Consider the following 13,467-nt stretch of genomic DNA (forward strand, 5'->3'; position numbering starts at 1 on the left):
GATAAGGAGTATCGACGAGCGGTCGTTTCAGAACAAATTCATTACATGACTTGTATCAATAGAAATAAACAATACCTGCAGACACAAAAAACCGGGCACTAGGCCCGGTTCTTTGTAGCAGACAGAACGTCTTACTCAGCAGCTTCTACAGCACCGCCGACCGGACGATCAACCAGCTCGACGTACGCCATAGGCGCGTTGTCGCCAGCGCGGAAACCGCACTTCAGGATGCGCAGGTAGCCGCCCTGACGGGTGGCGTAACGCTTGCCCAGGTCGTTGAACAGTTTGCCAACAGCGGACTTCGAACGGGTACGGTCGAAGGCCAGACGGCGGTTAGCAACGCTGTCTTCCTTGGCCAGGGTGATCAGCGGCTCGGCAACGCGGCGCAGTTCCTTGGCTTTCGGCAGGGTGGTTTTGATCAGCTCGTGCTCGATCAGCGACACTGCCATGTTCTGGAACATAGCCTTGCGGTGAGAGCTGGTACGGCTCAGGTGACGTCCACTTTTACGATGACGCATGATTCATTCCTTACCAAACACTACGTTCGGTGATTACGACGATCAGGCGGTCGCCTTGTCGTCCTTCTTAAGACTTGCAGGCGGCCAGTTGTCGAGGCGCATGCCGAGAGACAGACCACGAGAGGCCAGAACGTCCTTGATTTCAGTCAGGGACTTCTTGCCAAGGTTAGGAGTCTTCAACAGCTCTACTTCGGTACGCTGAATCAGGTCGCCGATGTAGTAGATGTTCTCCGCCTTGAGGCAGTTGGCCGAACGTACAGTCAGTTCCAGGTCGTCAACCGGACGCAGCAGGATCGGATCGATCTCGTCTTCCTGCTCGACTACGACAGGCTCACTGTCACCTTTGAGGTCGACGAACGCGGCCAGCTGCTGTTGCAGGATGGTCGCAGCGCGGCGGATAGCCTCTTCAGGATCCAGGGTGCCGTTGGTTTCCAGATCAATGACCAGCTTGTCCAGGTTGGTACGCTGTTCAACACGGGCGTTTTCGACCACATAGGCGATACGACGCACCGGGCTGAACGAGGCGTCCAGCTGCAGACGGCCAATGCTACGGCTTTCGTCTTCGTCGGTTTGACGGGAGTCAGCCGGCTCGTAACCGCGACCACGAGCTACAGTGAGCTTCATGTTCAGGGCGCCATTGGACGCCAGGTTCGCGATTACGTGATCGGGGTTGACGATCTCGACATCGTGATCCAGCTGAATATCGGCAGCGGTAACCACCCCCGAACCCTTTTTCGACAAGGTCAGCGTAACTTCGTCACGACCGTGCAGTTTGATAGCCAGGCCTTTCAGGTTCAACAGGATTTCAATGACGTCTTCCTGAACACCTTCGATCGCGGAGTACTCATGGAGTACGCCATCGATCTCGGCCTCGACTACTGCACAGCCAGGCATGGAGGACAACAGGATGCGGCGCAGCGCGTTGCCCAGGGTATGGCCGAAACCACGCTCGAGAGGCTCGAGCGTGATTTTAGCGCGGGTCGGACTGACTACCTGCACATCAATATGGCGGGGAGTCAGGAACTCATTTACCGAAATCTGCATGGATGCACCTATTTTCTAGCCCTTACTTGGAGTAGAGCTCGACAATCAGGTTTTCGTTGATGTCGGCAGACAGGTCGCCGCGAGCAGGAACGTTCTTGAAAACGCCCGACTTCTTAGCGGAATCTACGTCTACCCACTCAACGCGGCCACGCTGGGCGCACAGTTCAAGGGCTTGAACAATGCGCAGCTGGTTCGACGATTTCTCGCGAACTGCGACCACGTCACCCGGACGAACTTGGTAGGATGGAATGTTTACAGTCTTACCGTTGACGCTGATCGCTTTGTGCGAAACCAGCTGACGGGACTCGGAACGAGTCGAGCCGAAGCCCATACGGTAAACGACGTTATCCAGACGGCACTCGAGCAGTTGCAGCAGGTTCTCACCGGTTGCGCCTTTTTTCGAGGCAGCAGCTTGGTAGTAACCGCGGAACTGACGCTCCAGAACACCGTAGATACGACGGACTTTTTGTTTCTCGCGCAGCTGGGTACCGTAGTCGGACTGACGGCCACGGCGCTGGCCGTGGATACCTGGGGCTGCTTCGATGTTGCACTTCGATTCCAGAGCGCGAACGCCGCTCTTCAGGAACAGGTCGGTGCCTTCACGACGAGACAGTTTGCATTTTGGACCAATGTAACGTGCCATTCTTCTGTCTCCTGATTACACGCGACGCTTCTTCGGCGGACGGCACCCGTTGTGCGGGATAGGCGTCACGTCGGTGATGCTGGCGATCTTGTAGCCGCAGCTGTTCAATGCACGAACGGCGGATTCACGACCTGGACCTGGACCCTTGACGTTGACGTCGAGGTTCTTCAGACCATATTCCAGCGCAGCTTGACCAGCACGCTCAGCAGCGATCTGAGCTGCGAACGGGGTGGATTTGCGCGAACCACGGAAACCCGAACCACCGGAAGTAGCCCAGGACAATGCATTGCCCTGACGGTCGGTGATGGTCACGATGGTGTTGTTGAAAGAGGCATGGATGTGGGCGATGCCATCAACCACTGTCTTTTTGACTTTCTTACGAGGACGAGCAGCAGGTTTTGCCATGTCTATATTCCTGGGCGATTACTTGCGGATCGGCTTACGCGGGCCCTTACGGGTGCGTGCGTTGGTCTTGGTGCGCTGACCGCGAACCGGCAGACCTTTACGATGACGCAGGCCGCGGTAGCAACCCAGGTCCATCAAGCGTTTGATCTTCATGTTGATGTCACGACGCAGGTCACCTTCGGTGGTGAACTTCGCGACTTCGCCACGCAGGGTTTCGATTTGCTCGTCGCTCAGATCCTTGATCTTAGCGGCTGGGTTGACACCAGCGTCTGCACAGATCTTCTGTGCAGTTGTGCGACCGACACCATAGATGTAGGTCAGCGAGATAACAGTATGCTTGTTATCTGGAATGTTGACGCCTGCAATACGGGCCATTCAGTGGGACTCCAATTGACAGCTACCTACGCCCCGGAAGCCAAGAAATAGGGCGCGAGATAATATCGCTGTAGAAACGAATAATCAACCCAGCAGCACACTAGCTGCTGGGTTTGAAGCGCAGATCACACTCAGCCTTGGCGCTGTTTGTGACGCGGTTCCGCGCTGCAGATCACTCGTACGACGCCTTCGCGACGGATGATCTTGCAGTTACGGCACAGCTTTTTCACCGATGCACGAACTTTCATTACCGACTCCTCGAACCTTAGGGGCGTATCAGCGCAGCAGACCGCTGCCACCGTAGCCTTTCAGGTTGGCTTTCTTCATCAGGGATTCGTACTGGTGCGAAACGAGGTGCGATTGTACTTGGGACATGAAGTCCATCACAACCACTACCACAATCAGCAACGAGGTCCCGCCAAGGTAGAACGGCACATTTGCTGCCACCACCAGGAACTGGGGCAGAAGGCAGACGGCCATCATGTAAAGAGCACCGAACATGGTCAGACGAGTCAGAACGCCATCAATGTAGCGCGCCGACTGCTCACCAGGACGGATACCCGGAATAAAGGCACCGGACTTCTTCAGGTTTTCCGCTACGTCTTTCGGGTTGAACATCAGAGCTGTGTAGAAGAAGCAGAAGAAAATGATCCCTGCACTAAACAGCAGAATGTTCAACGGCTGACCAGGAGCGATCGACTGCGAGATGTCCTGCAGCCAGCCCATACCTTCGGACTGACCGAACCAGGCACCCAGCGAAGCCGGGAACAGCAAAATGCTGCTCGCGAAGATGGCCGGGATAACCCCCGCCATGTTCACTTTCAGCGGCAAGTGGCTGGTCTGCGCAGCGAAGACCTTGCGGCCCTGCTGACGCTTGGCGTAGTGAACGGCGATACGACGCTGACCACGCTCAATGAACACCACAAAACCGATAATCGCTACTGCCAGCAAACCGATAGCGACCAGGGCGAAAATGTTGATATCGCCTGTGCGTGCAGACTCGAAAGACTGCCCGATTGCTCTCGGAAGACCGGCAACGATACCTGCGAAGATCAACATCGAGATACCGTTGCCCACACCGCGCTCGGTGATCTGCTCGCCCAGCCACATCATGAACATCGCGCCCGCCACGAAGGTGGAGACGGCGACGACATGGAAGCCCAGGCCTACAGAAAACGCCACGCCCTGGTTGGCCAGGCCAATGGACATGCCAATGGCTTGAACCAGTGCCAGGATAACGGTGCCGTAGCGGGTGTACTGGCTGATCTTGCGACGGCCAGCTTCACCTTCCTTCTTCAACTGCTCCAGTTGCGGGCTGACCGCCGTCATCAGCTGCATGATGATCGATGCCGAGATGTACGGCATGATCCCCAGTGCAAAGATGCTCATGCGCTCAAGCGCGCCACCGGAAAACATGTTGAACAAGCTAAGAATGGTCCCCTCATTCTGCCGAAACAGATCCGCCAGACGGTCTGGATTGATGCCAGGAACCGGGATATGCGCACCTATCCGATAGACGATGATCGCCATGAACAGAAAGCGCAGACGAGCCCAGAGTTCCGACATCCCGCCCTTACCGAGCGAAGAGAGAGCACCTTGCTTAGCCATTTATTCCTCGAATTTGCCGCCAGCTGCTTCGATAGCCGCACGCGCACCCTTGGTGGCTGCGATACCCTTGATGGTGACTGCGCGAGTGACTTCGCCAGACAGCATGATTTTCACACGCTGTACGTTTTGGCCGATCACGTTGGCATCCTTCAGGGATTGCACGGTAACCACGTCGCCTTCCACTTTGGCCAGCTCGGACAGACGCACTTCAGCGCGGTCCATGGCTTTCAGGGAAACGAAGCCGAACTTCGGCAGACGACGGTGCAGCGGCTGTTGACCGCCTTCGAAGCCAGGAGCGATCGAACCACCGGAACGGGAGGTTTGACCTTTGTGGCCACGGCCGCCAGTCTTACCCAGACCGCTACCGATACCACGACCTGGACGATGCTTCTCGCGACGGGAACCCGGCGCTGGACTCAGATCATTGAGTTTCATCGATTAACCCTCGACCTTCAGCATGTAGTAAGCCTTGTTGATCATCCCGCGGTTTTCGGGAGTATCCTGGACTTCTACAGTGTGACCGATGCGACGCAGACCCAGGCCTTTAACGCACAGTTTGTGGTTAGGCAGGCGGCCCGAGACGCTCTTGATCAGCGTTACTTTTACGGTTGCCATGATCAGAAGATCTCCTCAACGCTCTTGCCGCGCTTGGCAGCAATGGACTCAGGAGATTGCATGGCTTTCAGACCCTTGAAGGTGGCGTAAACCACGTTCACTGGGTTGGTCGAACCGTAGCACTTGGCCAGGACGTTCTGAACACCAGCAACTTCCAGGACAGCACGCATGGCGCCGCCGGCGATGATACCGGTACCTTCCGAGGCAGGCTGCATGTAAACCTTCGAGGCGCCGTGGGCAGCCTTGGTGGCGTACTGCAGGGTGGTGCCCTTCAGGTCAACCTGGATCATGTTGCGACGAGCAGCTTCCATGGCTTTCTGGATCGCGGCAGGTACTTCGCGCGATTTGCCACGGCCGAAGCCGACACGACCTTTACCATCACCTACCACGGTCAGCGCGGTGAAGGTGAAGATACGGCCGCCTTTTACGGTTTTGGCAACGCGGTTAACTTGAACCAGCTTCTCGATGTAGCCTTCGTCGCGCTTTTGATCGTTATTTGCCATAACTTAGAACTCCAGCCCGCCTTCACGAGCAGCATCAGCCAGCGCTTTGACGCGGCCATGGTACTTGAAGCCGGAACGGTCAAAGGCAACTTGAGATACACCGGCGGCTTTCGCACGCTCAGCTACCAGCTTGCCAACCTTAGTGGCCGCGTCGATGTTGCCAGTGGCGCCATCACGCAGGTCTTTGTCCAAGGTCGAGGCGCTTGCCAGAACCTTGCTGCCGTCGGCCGAAATGACCTGGGCGTAGATGTGCTGCGAGGAGCGGAACACGCACAGGCGCACGACTTCGAGTTCGTGCATCTTGAGACGTGCTTTGCGAGCGCGACGCAGTCGAATAACTTTTTTGTCGGTCATTTGCTAGGCCCTACTTCTTCTTGGCTTCTTTACGACGGACTACTTCGTCCGCGTAACGCACACCCTTGCCTTTGTAAGGCTCTGGCGGACGGAACCCGCGGATTTCAGCGGCCACCTGACCTACCAGCTGCTTGTCGATACCCTTGATCAGGATGTCGGTCTGGCTAGGGGTTTCAGCGGTGATACCGGCTGGCAGTTCGTAGTCCACTGGGTGCGAGAAGCCCAGGGCCAGGTTCAGGATTTCGCCTTTGGCCTGTGCCTTGTAACCAACACCGACCAGCTGGAGCTTGCGCTCGAAGCCTTGGCTTACGCCCTGGACCATGTTGTTCACCAGGGCGCGGGTGGTACCGGCCATGGCGCGAGCTTGCTGATCACCGTTGCGAGCGACGAAACGCAGCTCGCCAGACTCTTCGGTAACTTCAACAGACGAGTGAACGTTCAGTTCGAGAGTGCCTTTGGCACCCTTCACCGAAAGCTGCTGGCCGGCGAATTTGACTTCGACACCGGATGGCAGCTTAACGGGGTTCTTAGCGACGCGAGACATGCCTATCTCCCCTTAGAACACTGTGCACAGAACTTCGCCGCCGACACCGGCAGCGCGCGCAGCGCGGTCAGTCATCACACCTTTGTTGGTGGAGACAATAGACACGCCCAGACCGCCACGTACTTTCGGCAGGTCGGTGACGGCCTTGTACTGGCGCAGGCCAGGACGGCTGGAACGCTTCAGTTCCTCGATGACCGGACGGCCTTCGAAGTACTTCAGTTCGATCGACAGGGAAGGCTTGGCCTCACCAGTTACCTGGTAGCCAGCGATGTAACCTTCGTCTTTCAGAACTTTGGCAACCGCGACCTTCAGGGTGGAGGAAGGCATGCTTACGACGGACTTTTCAGCCATCTGGGCATTACGGATGCGAGTTAGCATGTCCGCTAACGGGTCCTGCATACTCATGGGCTAGATGCTCCTGATACAAGAAATATTAGCCTTGCGGCTATCACAACCACTCGAACGGGCAGGGTAAAAAACCCAGGCTCGGGTGAGCCGGTCATTCTAGACACAAGGCAGAAACGAAACAAGCCCCACGAGGGGGCTTGTTTATGGGCGAGGTCACCGGCGGTCGGAAGATTGCTCCCCTTGCGCCGGGATCACACCTGCAGCGATTACCAGGAGGCTTTGACCAGGCCTGGTACGTCGCCGCGCATTGCAGCTTGACGCAGCATGTTACGGCCCAGGCCGAACTTACGGTATACACCGTGAGGACGACCGGTCAGGCGGCAACGGTTGCGCAGACGCGCAGCGCTGGCATCACGTGGCTGCTTCTGCAGAGCGACAACGGCAGCGAAACGCTCTTCTGGAGAGGCGTTCAGGTTGACGATGGTCGCTTTCAGCTCAGCACGCTTTTTGGCGAACTTGGCTACCGTGAGCTGACGCTTCAGCTCGCGGTTTTTCATGCTCTTCTTGGCCATTTTCCTACTCCAATCAGTTGCGGAACGGGAATTTGAATGCACGCAGCAGAGCGCGGCCTTCGTCATCCGAACGAGCAGTGGTGGTCAGGGTGATGTCCAAACCGCGCAGAGCATCGATCTTGTCGTAATCGATTTCCGGGAAGATGATCTGCTCTTTCACGCCCATGCTGTAGTTGCCACGGCCATCGAAGGACTTGGCATTCAGGCCGCGGAAGTCGCGGACCCGAGGCAGGGAGATCGCCAGCAGGCGGTCCAGGAATTCGTACATCTTGTCGCTACGCAGGGTCACCTTGACGCCGATCGGCCATCCCTCACGGACTTTGAAGCCCGCGATGGATTTACGAGCGAAAGTCACGACCGGCTTTTGACCGGTGATCTTTTCCAGGTCGGCAACAGCGTGCTCGATGACTTTCTTGTCGCCGATCGCTTCGCCCAGACCCATGTTCAGGGTGATCTTGGTAACGCGCGGAACTTCCATCACGTTCGACAGCTTAAGTTCATCCTTAAGCTTAGGAGCGATTTCGTTCCGGTAAATCTCTTTCAGTCGTGCCATGGTCTTCTACCTAGCAGTGTTCAAGCATCAACCGCTTTTTGGGTCGACTTGAAGACACGAATTTTCTTACCGTCTTCTACTTTGAAACCAACGCGGTCAGCCTTGTTGGTTTCGCCGTTGAAGATGGCAACGTTGGAAGCGTGCAGTGGCGCTTCTTTTTCGACGATACCGCCCTGTACGCCCGCCATCGGGTTAGGCTTGGTATGACGCTTGACCAGGTTCACGCCACCGATGACCAGACGGTCGTCAGCCAGAACCTTCAGCACCTTACCGCGCTTACCTTTGTCTTTGCCGGCGATCACGATGATCTCGTCGTCACGACGAATCTTTTGCATGTCGGATCTCCTTACAGCACTTCAGGGGCGAGCGAGACGATCTTCATGAACTTCTCAGTACGAAGTTCACGGGTCACTGGCCCGAAGATGCGAGTGCCGATCGGCTCTTGCTTGGTGTTCAGCAGAACAGCAGCGTTGCCGTCGAAACGAATGATGGAACCGTCAGCGCGACGTACACCGTGACGGGTACGGACGACAACAGCAGTCATCACCTGGCCTTTTTTGACCTTACCGCGCGGAATTGCTTCCTTGACGGTTACTTTGATGATGTCACCGATGCCGGCGTAACGGCGGTGCGAACCGCCGAGCACCTTGATGCACATGACGCGACGAGCGCCGCTGTTATCGGCCACATCGAGCATGGATTGAGTCTGAATCATAAAATTTCTCCGACCCCTAGCCCTTAGACTTCAACAGCGCGTTCGAGGACTTCAACCAGTGCCCAGGACTTGGTCTTGGCCAGCGGACGGGTTTCACGGATGGAAACCTTGTCGCCGATTTTGCACTGGTTGGATTCGTCGTGCGCGTGCAGCTTAGTCGAACGCTTAACGTATTTACCGTAGATCGGGTGCTTTACGCGACGCTCGATCAGAACGGTGATGGTCTTGTCCATTTTGTCGCTGACGACACGGCCAGTCAGCGTACGGACGGTTTTTTCAGCTTCAGCCATGATCACTTACCTGCCTGCTGGTTAAGCACAGTTTTCACGCGAGCGATGTCACGCTTAACTTGCGAGAGCAGGTGCGACTGCCCCAACTGGCCAGTTGCTTTCTGCATACGCAGATTGAACTGGTCGCGCAGCAAGCCGAGCAGTTGCTCATTCAGTTGCTGTGCAGATTTTTCACGAAGTTCATTCGCTTTCATCACATCACCGTCCGCTTAACAAAGGAGGTGGCGAGAGGCAGCTTTGCAGCAGCCAGGGCGAAAGCTTCGCGCGCCAGCTCTTCAGAAACACCCTCGATCTCGTACAGGACTTTACCTGGCTGGATCTGGGCAACCCAGTATTCCACGGAGCCCTTACCTTTACCCATACGAACCTCGAGAGGCTTCTTGGAGATCGGCTTGTCCGGGAACACACGGATCCAGATCTTACCGCCACGCTTAACGTGACGGGTCAGCGCACGACGTGCGGACTCGATCTGGCGGGCGGTGAGGCGACCGCGAGCAACAGCTTTCAGGGCGAATTCGCCGAAGCTGACTTTGCTACCGCGCAGTGCCAGACCACGGTTGTGGCCAGTCATCTGCTTGCGGAATTTTGTACGCTTTGGTTGCAACATTTGGCGTACCCCTTACTTAGCAGCTTTTTTACGAGGCGCTGGTGCTTGTGGTTTCAGTTCTTCTTGGCGACCACCAATAACTTCGCCTTTGAAGATCCAAACCTTCACACCGATCACACCGTAAGTGGTGTGAGCTTCGTAGGTGTTGTAGTCGATATCGGCACGCAGGGTGTGCAGAGGCACACGACCTTCGCGATACCACTCGGTACGAGCAATCTCAGCACCGCCGAGACGACCGCTCACCTGGATCTTGATGCCCTTGGCACCAATACGCATGGCGTTCTGTACGGCGCGCTTCATGGCGCGACGGAACATTACGCGGCGTTCCAGCTGCTGAGCTACGCTCTGCGCAACCAGCATAGCGTCGAGTTCCGGCTTGCGGATCTCTTCGATGTTGATGTGCACAGGCACACCCATCTGCTTGGTCAGGTCCTGACGCAGCTTCTCGACATCTTCACCTTTCTTACCGATAACGATACCGGGACGAGCGGTGTGGATGGTGATGCGTGCAGTTTGAGCCGGACGATGAATATCGATACGGCTTACGGACGCGCTTTTTAGTTTGTCTTGGAGGTACTCACGCGTTTTCAGATCCTTCAACAGGTAATCTGCGTAAGTAGCACCGTCTGCGTACCAGACGGAGGTGTGCTCCTTGACGATTCCCAGGCGAATGCCAGTGGGATGTACTTTCTGACCCATCTGATCGACTCCGTTACTTGTCCGCAACCTTGACAGTGATATGGCAAGACCGCTTGACGATGCGATCAGCACGGCCTTTGGCACGTGGCATGATGCGCTTCAGCGAACGCCCTTCGTTGACGAAGACGGTGGAGACCTTCAGGTCATCAACGTCTGCGCCTTCGTTGTGTTCGGCGTTGGCTACGGCCGACTCGAGGACTTTCTTCATGATTTCAGCGGCTTTTTTGCTGCTGAAGGCCAACAGGTTGAGCGCTTCGCCCACCTTCTTCCCGCGGATCTGGTCGGCGACCAAGCGGGCTTTCTGGGCGGAGATGCGAGCGCCCGACAACTTAGCGGCTACTTCCATTTCCTTACCCCTTAACGCTTGGCTTTCTTGTCAGCCACGTGCCCGCGGTAGGTGCGGGTACCGGCGAACTCGCCCAGTTTGTGGCCGACCATGTCTTCGTTCACGAGAACTGGGACGTGTTGGCGACCGTTGTGTACCGCGATGGTCAGACCGACCATTTGTGGCAGGATCATCGAACGGCGCGACCAGGTTTTAACTGGCTTGCGATCGTTCTTCTCCACCGCCACTTCGACCTTCTTCAGCAGGTGAAGATCGATAAAAGGACCTTTTTTCAGAGAACGTGGCACTGTCGTATCCCTCTAGTTACTTGCGACGACGGACGATCATGTTGTCGGTACGCTTATTACCGCGGGTCTTCGCACCCTTGGTTGGGAAGCCCCATGGCGATACCGGATGACGACCACCGGAGGTACGACCTTCACCACCACCATGTGGGTGGTCAACCGGGTTCATGGCAACGCCACGAACGGTTGGGCGAACGCCGCGCCAGCGTTTGGCACCAGCTTTACCCAGCGAACGCAGGCTGTGCTCGGAGTTCGAGACTTCGCCCAGGGTCGCACGGCACTCAGCCAGGACTTTACGCATTTCACCAGAGCGCAGACGCAGGGTCACGTAGACACCTTCGCGAGCGATCAGCTGAGCCGAAGCACCAGCGGAACGTGCGATCTGAGCACCTTTACCCGGCTTCAGTTCGATGCCGTGAATGGTGCTACCTACTGGAATGTTGCGCAGTTGCAGGGAGTTACCGGCCTTGATTGGGGCCAGGGCACCTGCGATCAGCTGGTCGCCAGCGCTCACGCCTTTAGGGGCGATGATGTAGCGACGCTCACCGTCTGCGTAGCACAGCAGGGCGATGTGAGCAGTACGGTTTGGATCGTATTCGATACGCTCGACAGTGGCTGGGATGCCATCTTTGTCGTTGCGACGGAAGTCGACCAGACGGTAATGCTGCTTGTGACCACCACCAACGTGACGAGTGGTAATGCGGCCATTGTTGTTACGACCACCAGACTTCGATTTTTTCTCGATCAGCGGTGCGTGAGGAGCGCCTTTGTGCAGCTCCTTGTTGACCACCTTGACCACGAAACGGCGGCCAGGGGAAGTCGGTTTGCATTTAACGATTGCCATGATGCACCCCTTCCTTACTCAGCACTGCTGCTGAAATCGAGATCTTGGCCTGGCTGAAGGGAGACGATCGCCTTCTTCCAGTCATTACGCTTGCCCAGACCACGTGCGGTACGCTTGGTTTTACCCAGAACGTTAACAGTCGACACGTTTTCAACTTTTACGTTGAACAGGCCTTCGACAGCTTTCTTGATTTCCAGCTTGGTTGCATCGGTAGCAACCTTGAATACGAACTGGCCTTTTTTCTCAGCCAGAACGGTAGCCTTCTCGGAAACGTGCGGGCCAAGGAGGACTTTGAATACGCGTTCCTGGTTCATCCCAGCAGCTCCTCGAATTTCTTCACGGCCGAAACGGTGATCAACACCTTTTCGTATGCGATCAGACTGACCGGGTCGGAACCTTGAACGTCACGTACGTCGACGTGCGGCAGGTTGCGAGCAGCCAGGTACAGGTTCTGATCAACAGCGTCCGAAACGATCAGTACGTCGTTCAGACCCATGCCGTTCAGCTTGTTCAGCAGATCTTTGGTTTTCGGTGCTTCAACAGCGAAGTCCTGAACCACGACCAGACGGTCGCTACGCACCAGCTCAGCGAGGATGGAGCGCAGGGCAGCGCGGTACATCTTCTTGTTGAGCTTCTGCGAGTGATCTTGAGGACGAGCTGCGAAGGTTACACCACCGCCACGCCAGATCGGACCACGAGTGGTACCAGCACGAGCACGGCCAGTACCCTTCTGACGCCATGGGCGCTTACCGCCACCAGCCACGTCGGAACGGGTCTTTTGCTGCTTGGTGCCCTGACGGCCGCCGGCCATGTAGGCCACGACTGCTTGGTGTACCAGCGTCTCGTTGAATTCGCCACCGAAAGTCAGTTCGGAAACTTCGATCGCCTGAGCGTCATTTACATTGAGTTGCATGTCAGTTTCCCCTTAACCGCGAGCCTTGACAGCTGGACGTACAACCACGTCGCCGCCAGTAGCGCCAGGAACGGCACCCTTGACCAGCAGCAGGTTGCGCTCAGCGTCTACGCGAACAACTTCCAGGGACTGAACAGTCACGCGCTCGGCGCCCATGTGACCGGACATTTTCTTGCCCTTGAACACACGACCAGGAGTCTGGCACTGGCCGATGGAACCTGGGACACGGTGCGACACGGAGTTACCGTGGGTGTTGTCCTGGCCACGGAAGTTCCAGCGCTTGATGGTACCGGCGAAGCCTTTACCTTTGGACTGACCAGTAACGTCTACCAGCTGGCCTGCAGTGAAGAGTTCAGCTTTGATCAGATCGCCAGCCTGGAAATCGCCTTCTTCAAGACGGAACTCCCAAACACCGCGACCAGCGGCAACGTTAGCCTTGGCGAAGTGGCCTGCCTGAGCGGCAGTCACACGCGAAGCACGACGCTCGCCGACAGTGACTTGCACTGCACGGTAGCCATCGGTTTCTTCAGTTTTGAACTGGGTGACGCGATTCGGCTCGATCTCGATGACCGTGACCGGAATGGAGACACCTTCTTCGGTGAAAATGCGGGTCATACCGCACTTGCGACCGATTACACCAATAGTCATGTTGTAAACCTCATGAGTGTACGGGGCTTTCACCCGCTA

At 56.5% G+C, this 13,467-nt stretch carries 27 protein-coding genes; all 27 read right to left on the minus strand.

Going from position 1 to position 13,467, the window contains the following annotated elements; genetic code table 11:
- Positions 1–131 precede the first annotated feature (131 nt).
- The 27 genes from rplQ to rplC all read right to left on the minus strand — a co-directional run bounded on the left by rplQ (position 132) and on the right by rplC (position 13,428).
- Positions 132–518 (minus strand): 50S ribosomal protein L17, encoded by a 387-nt coding sequence (gene rplQ, locus F3J44_RS15845; RefSeq protein WP_003255451.1) that lies wholly within the window; start codon positions 516–518, stop codon positions 132–134.
- Between the two features lie 42 nt (positions 519–560).
- Positions 561–1,562 (minus strand): DNA-directed RNA polymerase subunit alpha, encoded by a 1,002-nt coding sequence (gene rpoA, locus F3J44_RS15850; RefSeq protein WP_003255452.1) that lies wholly within the window; start codon positions 1,560–1,562, stop codon positions 561–563.
- A 22-nt stretch (positions 1,563–1,584) separates the two neighbouring features.
- Positions 1,585–2,205 carry a 30S ribosomal protein S4 gene (rpsD, locus tag F3J44_RS15855; RefSeq protein ID WP_012316514.1) on the minus strand — a complete coding sequence of 207 codons (621 nt, stop codon included), beginning with the start codon at positions 2,203–2,205 and terminating at the stop codon, positions 1,585–1,587.
- 15 nt (positions 2,206–2,220) lie between these two features.
- The gene (rpsK, locus tag F3J44_RS15860) at positions 2,221–2,610 is read right to left on the minus strand and encodes a 30S ribosomal protein S11 (protein ID WP_003255454.1); all 390 of its coding nucleotides are present in this window, start codon (positions 2,608–2,610) and stop codon (positions 2,221–2,223) included.
- Positions 2,611–2,628: 18 nt separating this feature from the next.
- Positions 2,629–2,985 (minus strand): 30S ribosomal protein S13, encoded by a 357-nt coding sequence (gene rpsM, locus F3J44_RS15865; protein ID WP_003255457.1) that lies wholly within the window; start codon positions 2,983–2,985, stop codon positions 2,629–2,631.
- Positions 2,986–3,116: 131 nt separating this feature from the next.
- Positions 3,117–3,233 carry a 50S ribosomal protein L36 gene (rpmJ, locus tag F3J44_RS15870; RefSeq protein ID WP_002555468.1) on the minus strand — a complete coding sequence of 39 codons (117 nt, stop codon included), beginning with the start codon at positions 3,231–3,233 and terminating at the stop codon, positions 3,117–3,119.
- A gap of 28 nt (positions 3,234–3,261) precedes the next feature.
- The gene (gene secY / locus F3J44_RS15875; protein WP_003257108.1) at positions 3,262–4,593 is read right to left on the minus strand and encodes a preprotein translocase subunit SecY; all 1,332 of its coding nucleotides are present in this window, start codon (positions 4,591–4,593) and stop codon (positions 3,262–3,264) included.
- Positions 4,594–5,028, minus strand: coding sequence for a 50S ribosomal protein L15 (gene rplO, locus F3J44_RS15880; RefSeq protein WP_167063072.1), 435 nt, complete (start codon positions 5,026–5,028; stop codon positions 4,594–4,596). It lies immediately after the preceding gene.
- 3 nt (positions 5,029–5,031) lie between these two features.
- Positions 5,032–5,211, minus strand: a complete 180-nt coding sequence (gene rpmD / locus F3J44_RS15885) for a 50S ribosomal protein L30 (protein ID WP_370526376.1) — start codon at positions 5,209–5,211, stop codon at positions 5,032–5,034.
- On the minus strand, positions 5,211–5,711 hold the full coding sequence (gene rpsE, locus F3J44_RS15890) for a 30S ribosomal protein S5 (protein WP_003255465.1): 501 nt from the start codon (positions 5,709–5,711) through the stop codon (positions 5,211–5,213). The genes rpmD and rpsE overlap by 1 nt, the downstream gene beginning before the upstream one ends.
- Before the next feature lie 3 nt (positions 5,712–5,714).
- Positions 5,715–6,065 carry a 50S ribosomal protein L18 gene (gene rplR, locus F3J44_RS15895; RefSeq protein ID WP_003255467.1) on the minus strand — a complete coding sequence of 117 codons (351 nt, stop codon included), beginning with the start codon at positions 6,063–6,065 and terminating at the stop codon, positions 5,715–5,717.
- A gap of 10 nt (positions 6,066–6,075) precedes the next feature.
- Entirely contained in the window at positions 6,076–6,609 is a 534-nt protein-coding gene (gene rplF, locus F3J44_RS15900) for a 50S ribosomal protein L6 (RefSeq protein ID WP_167063069.1), read from the minus strand.
- A 12-nt stretch (positions 6,610–6,621) separates the two neighbouring features.
- The gene (rpsH, locus tag F3J44_RS15905) at positions 6,622–7,014 is read right to left on the minus strand and encodes a 30S ribosomal protein S8 (protein WP_003255471.1); all 393 of its coding nucleotides are present in this window, start codon (positions 7,012–7,014) and stop codon (positions 6,622–6,624) included.
- Positions 7,015–7,223: 209 nt separating this feature from the next.
- On the minus strand, positions 7,224–7,529 hold the full coding sequence (gene rpsN / locus F3J44_RS15910) for a 30S ribosomal protein S14 (RefSeq protein WP_012316516.1): 306 nt from the start codon (positions 7,527–7,529) through the stop codon (positions 7,224–7,226).
- Positions 7,530–7,542: 13 nt separating this feature from the next.
- Positions 7,543–8,082 carry a 50S ribosomal protein L5 gene (gene rplE, locus F3J44_RS15915; RefSeq protein ID WP_023535025.1) on the minus strand — a complete coding sequence of 180 codons (540 nt, stop codon included), beginning with the start codon at positions 8,080–8,082 and terminating at the stop codon, positions 7,543–7,545.
- 20 nt (positions 8,083–8,102) lie between these two features.
- Positions 8,103–8,417 (minus strand): 50S ribosomal protein L24, encoded by a 315-nt coding sequence (gene rplX, locus F3J44_RS15920; protein WP_003255476.1) that lies wholly within the window; start codon positions 8,415–8,417, stop codon positions 8,103–8,105.
- Positions 8,418–8,428: 11 nt separating this feature from the next.
- Positions 8,429–8,797: a 50S ribosomal protein L14 gene (gene rplN, locus F3J44_RS15925; RefSeq protein ID WP_008089810.1), complete on the minus strand. Its 369-nt coding sequence runs from the start codon at positions 8,795–8,797 to the stop codon at positions 8,429–8,431.
- Between the two features lie 23 nt (positions 8,798–8,820).
- Complete coding sequence (gene rpsQ / locus F3J44_RS15930) at positions 8,821–9,087, minus strand: 30S ribosomal protein S17 (protein WP_008089812.1); 267 nt, start codon at positions 9,085–9,087, stop codon at positions 8,821–8,823.
- Between the two features lie 2 nt (positions 9,088–9,089).
- A complete protein-coding gene (gene rpmC, locus F3J44_RS15935; protein ID WP_002555481.1) occupies positions 9,090–9,281 on the minus strand; it encodes a 50S ribosomal protein L29 in 192 nt (63 codons plus the stop codon).
- Positions 9,281–9,694, minus strand: coding sequence for a 50S ribosomal protein L16 (gene rplP / locus F3J44_RS15940; protein ID WP_003255479.1), 414 nt, complete (start codon positions 9,692–9,694; stop codon positions 9,281–9,283). The genes rpmC and rplP overlap by 1 nt, the downstream gene beginning before the upstream one ends.
- Before the next feature lie 12 nt (positions 9,695–9,706).
- Positions 9,707–10,393: a 30S ribosomal protein S3 gene (gene rpsC / locus F3J44_RS15945; RefSeq protein WP_003255481.1), complete on the minus strand. Its 687-nt coding sequence runs from the start codon at positions 10,391–10,393 to the stop codon at positions 9,707–9,709.
- A 13-nt stretch (positions 10,394–10,406) separates the two neighbouring features.
- Complete coding sequence (gene rplV, locus F3J44_RS15950) at positions 10,407–10,739, minus strand: 50S ribosomal protein L22 (protein ID WP_003103908.1); 333 nt, start codon at positions 10,737–10,739, stop codon at positions 10,407–10,409.
- A gap of 11 nt (positions 10,740–10,750) precedes the next feature.
- Positions 10,751–11,026, minus strand: a complete 276-nt coding sequence (rpsS, locus tag F3J44_RS15955) for a 30S ribosomal protein S19 (RefSeq protein WP_003255482.1) — start codon at positions 11,024–11,026, stop codon at positions 10,751–10,753.
- 16 nt (positions 11,027–11,042) lie between these two features.
- On the minus strand, positions 11,043–11,867 hold the full coding sequence (rplB, locus tag F3J44_RS15960) for a 50S ribosomal protein L2 (RefSeq protein ID WP_003255483.1): 825 nt from the start codon (positions 11,865–11,867) through the stop codon (positions 11,043–11,045).
- A gap of 14 nt (positions 11,868–11,881) precedes the next feature.
- Complete coding sequence (gene rplW / locus F3J44_RS15965; protein ID WP_003255484.1) at positions 11,882–12,181, minus strand: 50S ribosomal protein L23; 300 nt, start codon at positions 12,179–12,181, stop codon at positions 11,882–11,884.
- Positions 12,178–12,780: a 50S ribosomal protein L4 gene (gene rplD / locus F3J44_RS15970; RefSeq protein ID WP_008089819.1), complete on the minus strand. Its 603-nt coding sequence runs from the start codon at positions 12,778–12,780 to the stop codon at positions 12,178–12,180. The genes rplW and rplD overlap by 4 nt, the downstream gene beginning before the upstream one ends.
- Positions 12,781–12,792: 12 nt before the next feature.
- Positions 12,793–13,428, minus strand: a complete 636-nt coding sequence (gene rplC / locus F3J44_RS15975) for a 50S ribosomal protein L3 (protein WP_003257089.1) — start codon at positions 13,426–13,428, stop codon at positions 12,793–12,795.
- Positions 13,429–13,467 lie beyond the last annotated feature (39 nt).

It is taken from the genome of Pantoea sp. Tr-811 (genome assembly GCF_011752535.1).
Taxonomy (GTDB): domain Bacteria; phylum Pseudomonadota; class Gammaproteobacteria; order Pseudomonadales; family Pseudomonadaceae; genus Aquipseudomonas.

Bases quoted from the DNA above. Each gene is read 5' to 3' on its own strand.
- rpoA (WP_003255452.1), bottom strand. From the start codon at position 1,562: ATGCAGATTTCGGTAAATGAGTTCCTGACTCCCCGCCATATTGATGTG.
- rplB (WP_003255483.1), bottom strand. From the start codon at position 11,867: ATGGCAATCGTTAAATGCAAACCGACTTCCCCTGGCCGCCGTTTCGTG.
- rplR (WP_003255467.1), bottom strand. From the start codon at position 6,065: ATGACCGACAAAAAAGTTATTCGACTGCGTCGCGCTCGCAAAGCACGT.
- rpsC (WP_003255481.1), bottom strand. From the start codon at position 10,393: ATGGGTCAGAAAGTACATCCCACTGGCATTCGCCTGGGAATCGTCAAG.
- rpsD (WP_012316514.1), bottom strand. From the start codon at position 2,205: ATGGCACGTTACATTGGTCCAAAATGCAAACTGTCTCGTCGTGAAGGC.
- rpsK (WP_003255454.1), bottom strand. From the start codon at position 2,610: ATGGCAAAACCTGCTGCTCGTCCTCGTAAGAAAGTCAAAAAGACAGTG.
- rpsQ (WP_008089812.1), bottom strand. From the start codon at position 9,087: ATGGCTGAAGCTGAAAAAACCGTCCGTACGCTGACTGGCCGTGTCGTC.
- rpmJ (WP_002555468.1), bottom strand. From the start codon at position 3,233: ATGAAAGTTCGTGCATCGGTGAAAAAGCTGTGCCGTAACTGCAAGATC.
- rplQ (WP_003255451.1), bottom strand. From the start codon at position 518: ATGCGTCATCGTAAAAGTGGACGTCACCTGAGCCGTACCAGCTCTCAC.
- rplP (WP_003255479.1), bottom strand. From the start codon at position 9,694: ATGTTGCAACCAAAGCGTACAAAATTCCGCAAGCAGATGACTGGCCAC.
- rpsE (WP_003255465.1), bottom strand. From the start codon at position 5,711: ATGGCAAATAACGATCAAAAGCGCGACGAAGGCTACATCGAGAAGCTG.
- rplV (WP_003103908.1), bottom strand. From the start codon at position 10,739: ATGGAAGTAGCCGCTAAGTTGTCGGGCGCTCGCATCTCCGCCCAGAAA.
- rplN (WP_008089810.1), bottom strand. From the start codon at position 8,797: ATGATTCAGACTCAATCCATGCTCGATGTGGCCGATAACAGCGGCGCT.
- rplD (WP_008089819.1), bottom strand. From the start codon at position 12,780: ATGCAACTCAATGTAAATGACGCTCAGGCGATCGAAGTTTCCGAACTG.
- rplF (WP_167063069.1), bottom strand. From the start codon at position 6,609: ATGTCTCGCGTCGCTAAGAACCCCGTTAAGCTGCCATCCGGTGTCGAA.
- rpsH (WP_003255471.1), bottom strand. From the start codon at position 7,014: ATGAGTATGCAGGACCCGTTAGCGGACATGCTAACTCGCATCCGTAAT.
- rpsN (WP_012316516.1), bottom strand. From the start codon at position 7,529: ATGGCCAAGAAGAGCATGAAAAACCGCGAGCTGAAGCGTCAGCTCACG.
- rplC (WP_003257089.1), bottom strand. From the start codon at position 13,428: ATGACTATTGGTGTAATCGGTCGCAAGTGCGGTATGACCCGCATTTTC.
- secY (WP_003257108.1), bottom strand. From the start codon at position 4,593: ATGGCTAAGCAAGGTGCTCTCTCTTCGCTCGGTAAGGGCGGGATGTCG.
- rpsM (WP_003255457.1), bottom strand. From the start codon at position 2,985: ATGGCCCGTATTGCAGGCGTCAACATTCCAGATAACAAGCATACTGTT.
- rplE (WP_023535025.1), bottom strand. From the start codon at position 8,082: ATGGCACGACTGAAAGAGATTTACCGGAACGAAATCGCTCCTAAGCTT.
- rpmC (WP_002555481.1), bottom strand. From the start codon at position 9,281: ATGAAAGCGAATGAACTTCGTGAAAAATCTGCACAGCAACTGAATGAG.
- rplO (WP_167063072.1), bottom strand. From the start codon at position 5,028: ATGAAACTCAATGATCTGAGTCCAGCGCCGGGTTCCCGTCGCGAGAAG.
- rplW (WP_003255484.1), bottom strand. From the start codon at position 12,181: ATGAACCAGGAACGCGTATTCAAAGTCCTCCTTGGCCCGCACGTTTCC.
- rplX (WP_003255476.1), bottom strand. From the start codon at position 8,417: ATGCAAAAGATTCGTCGTGACGACGAGATCATCGTGATCGCCGGCAAA.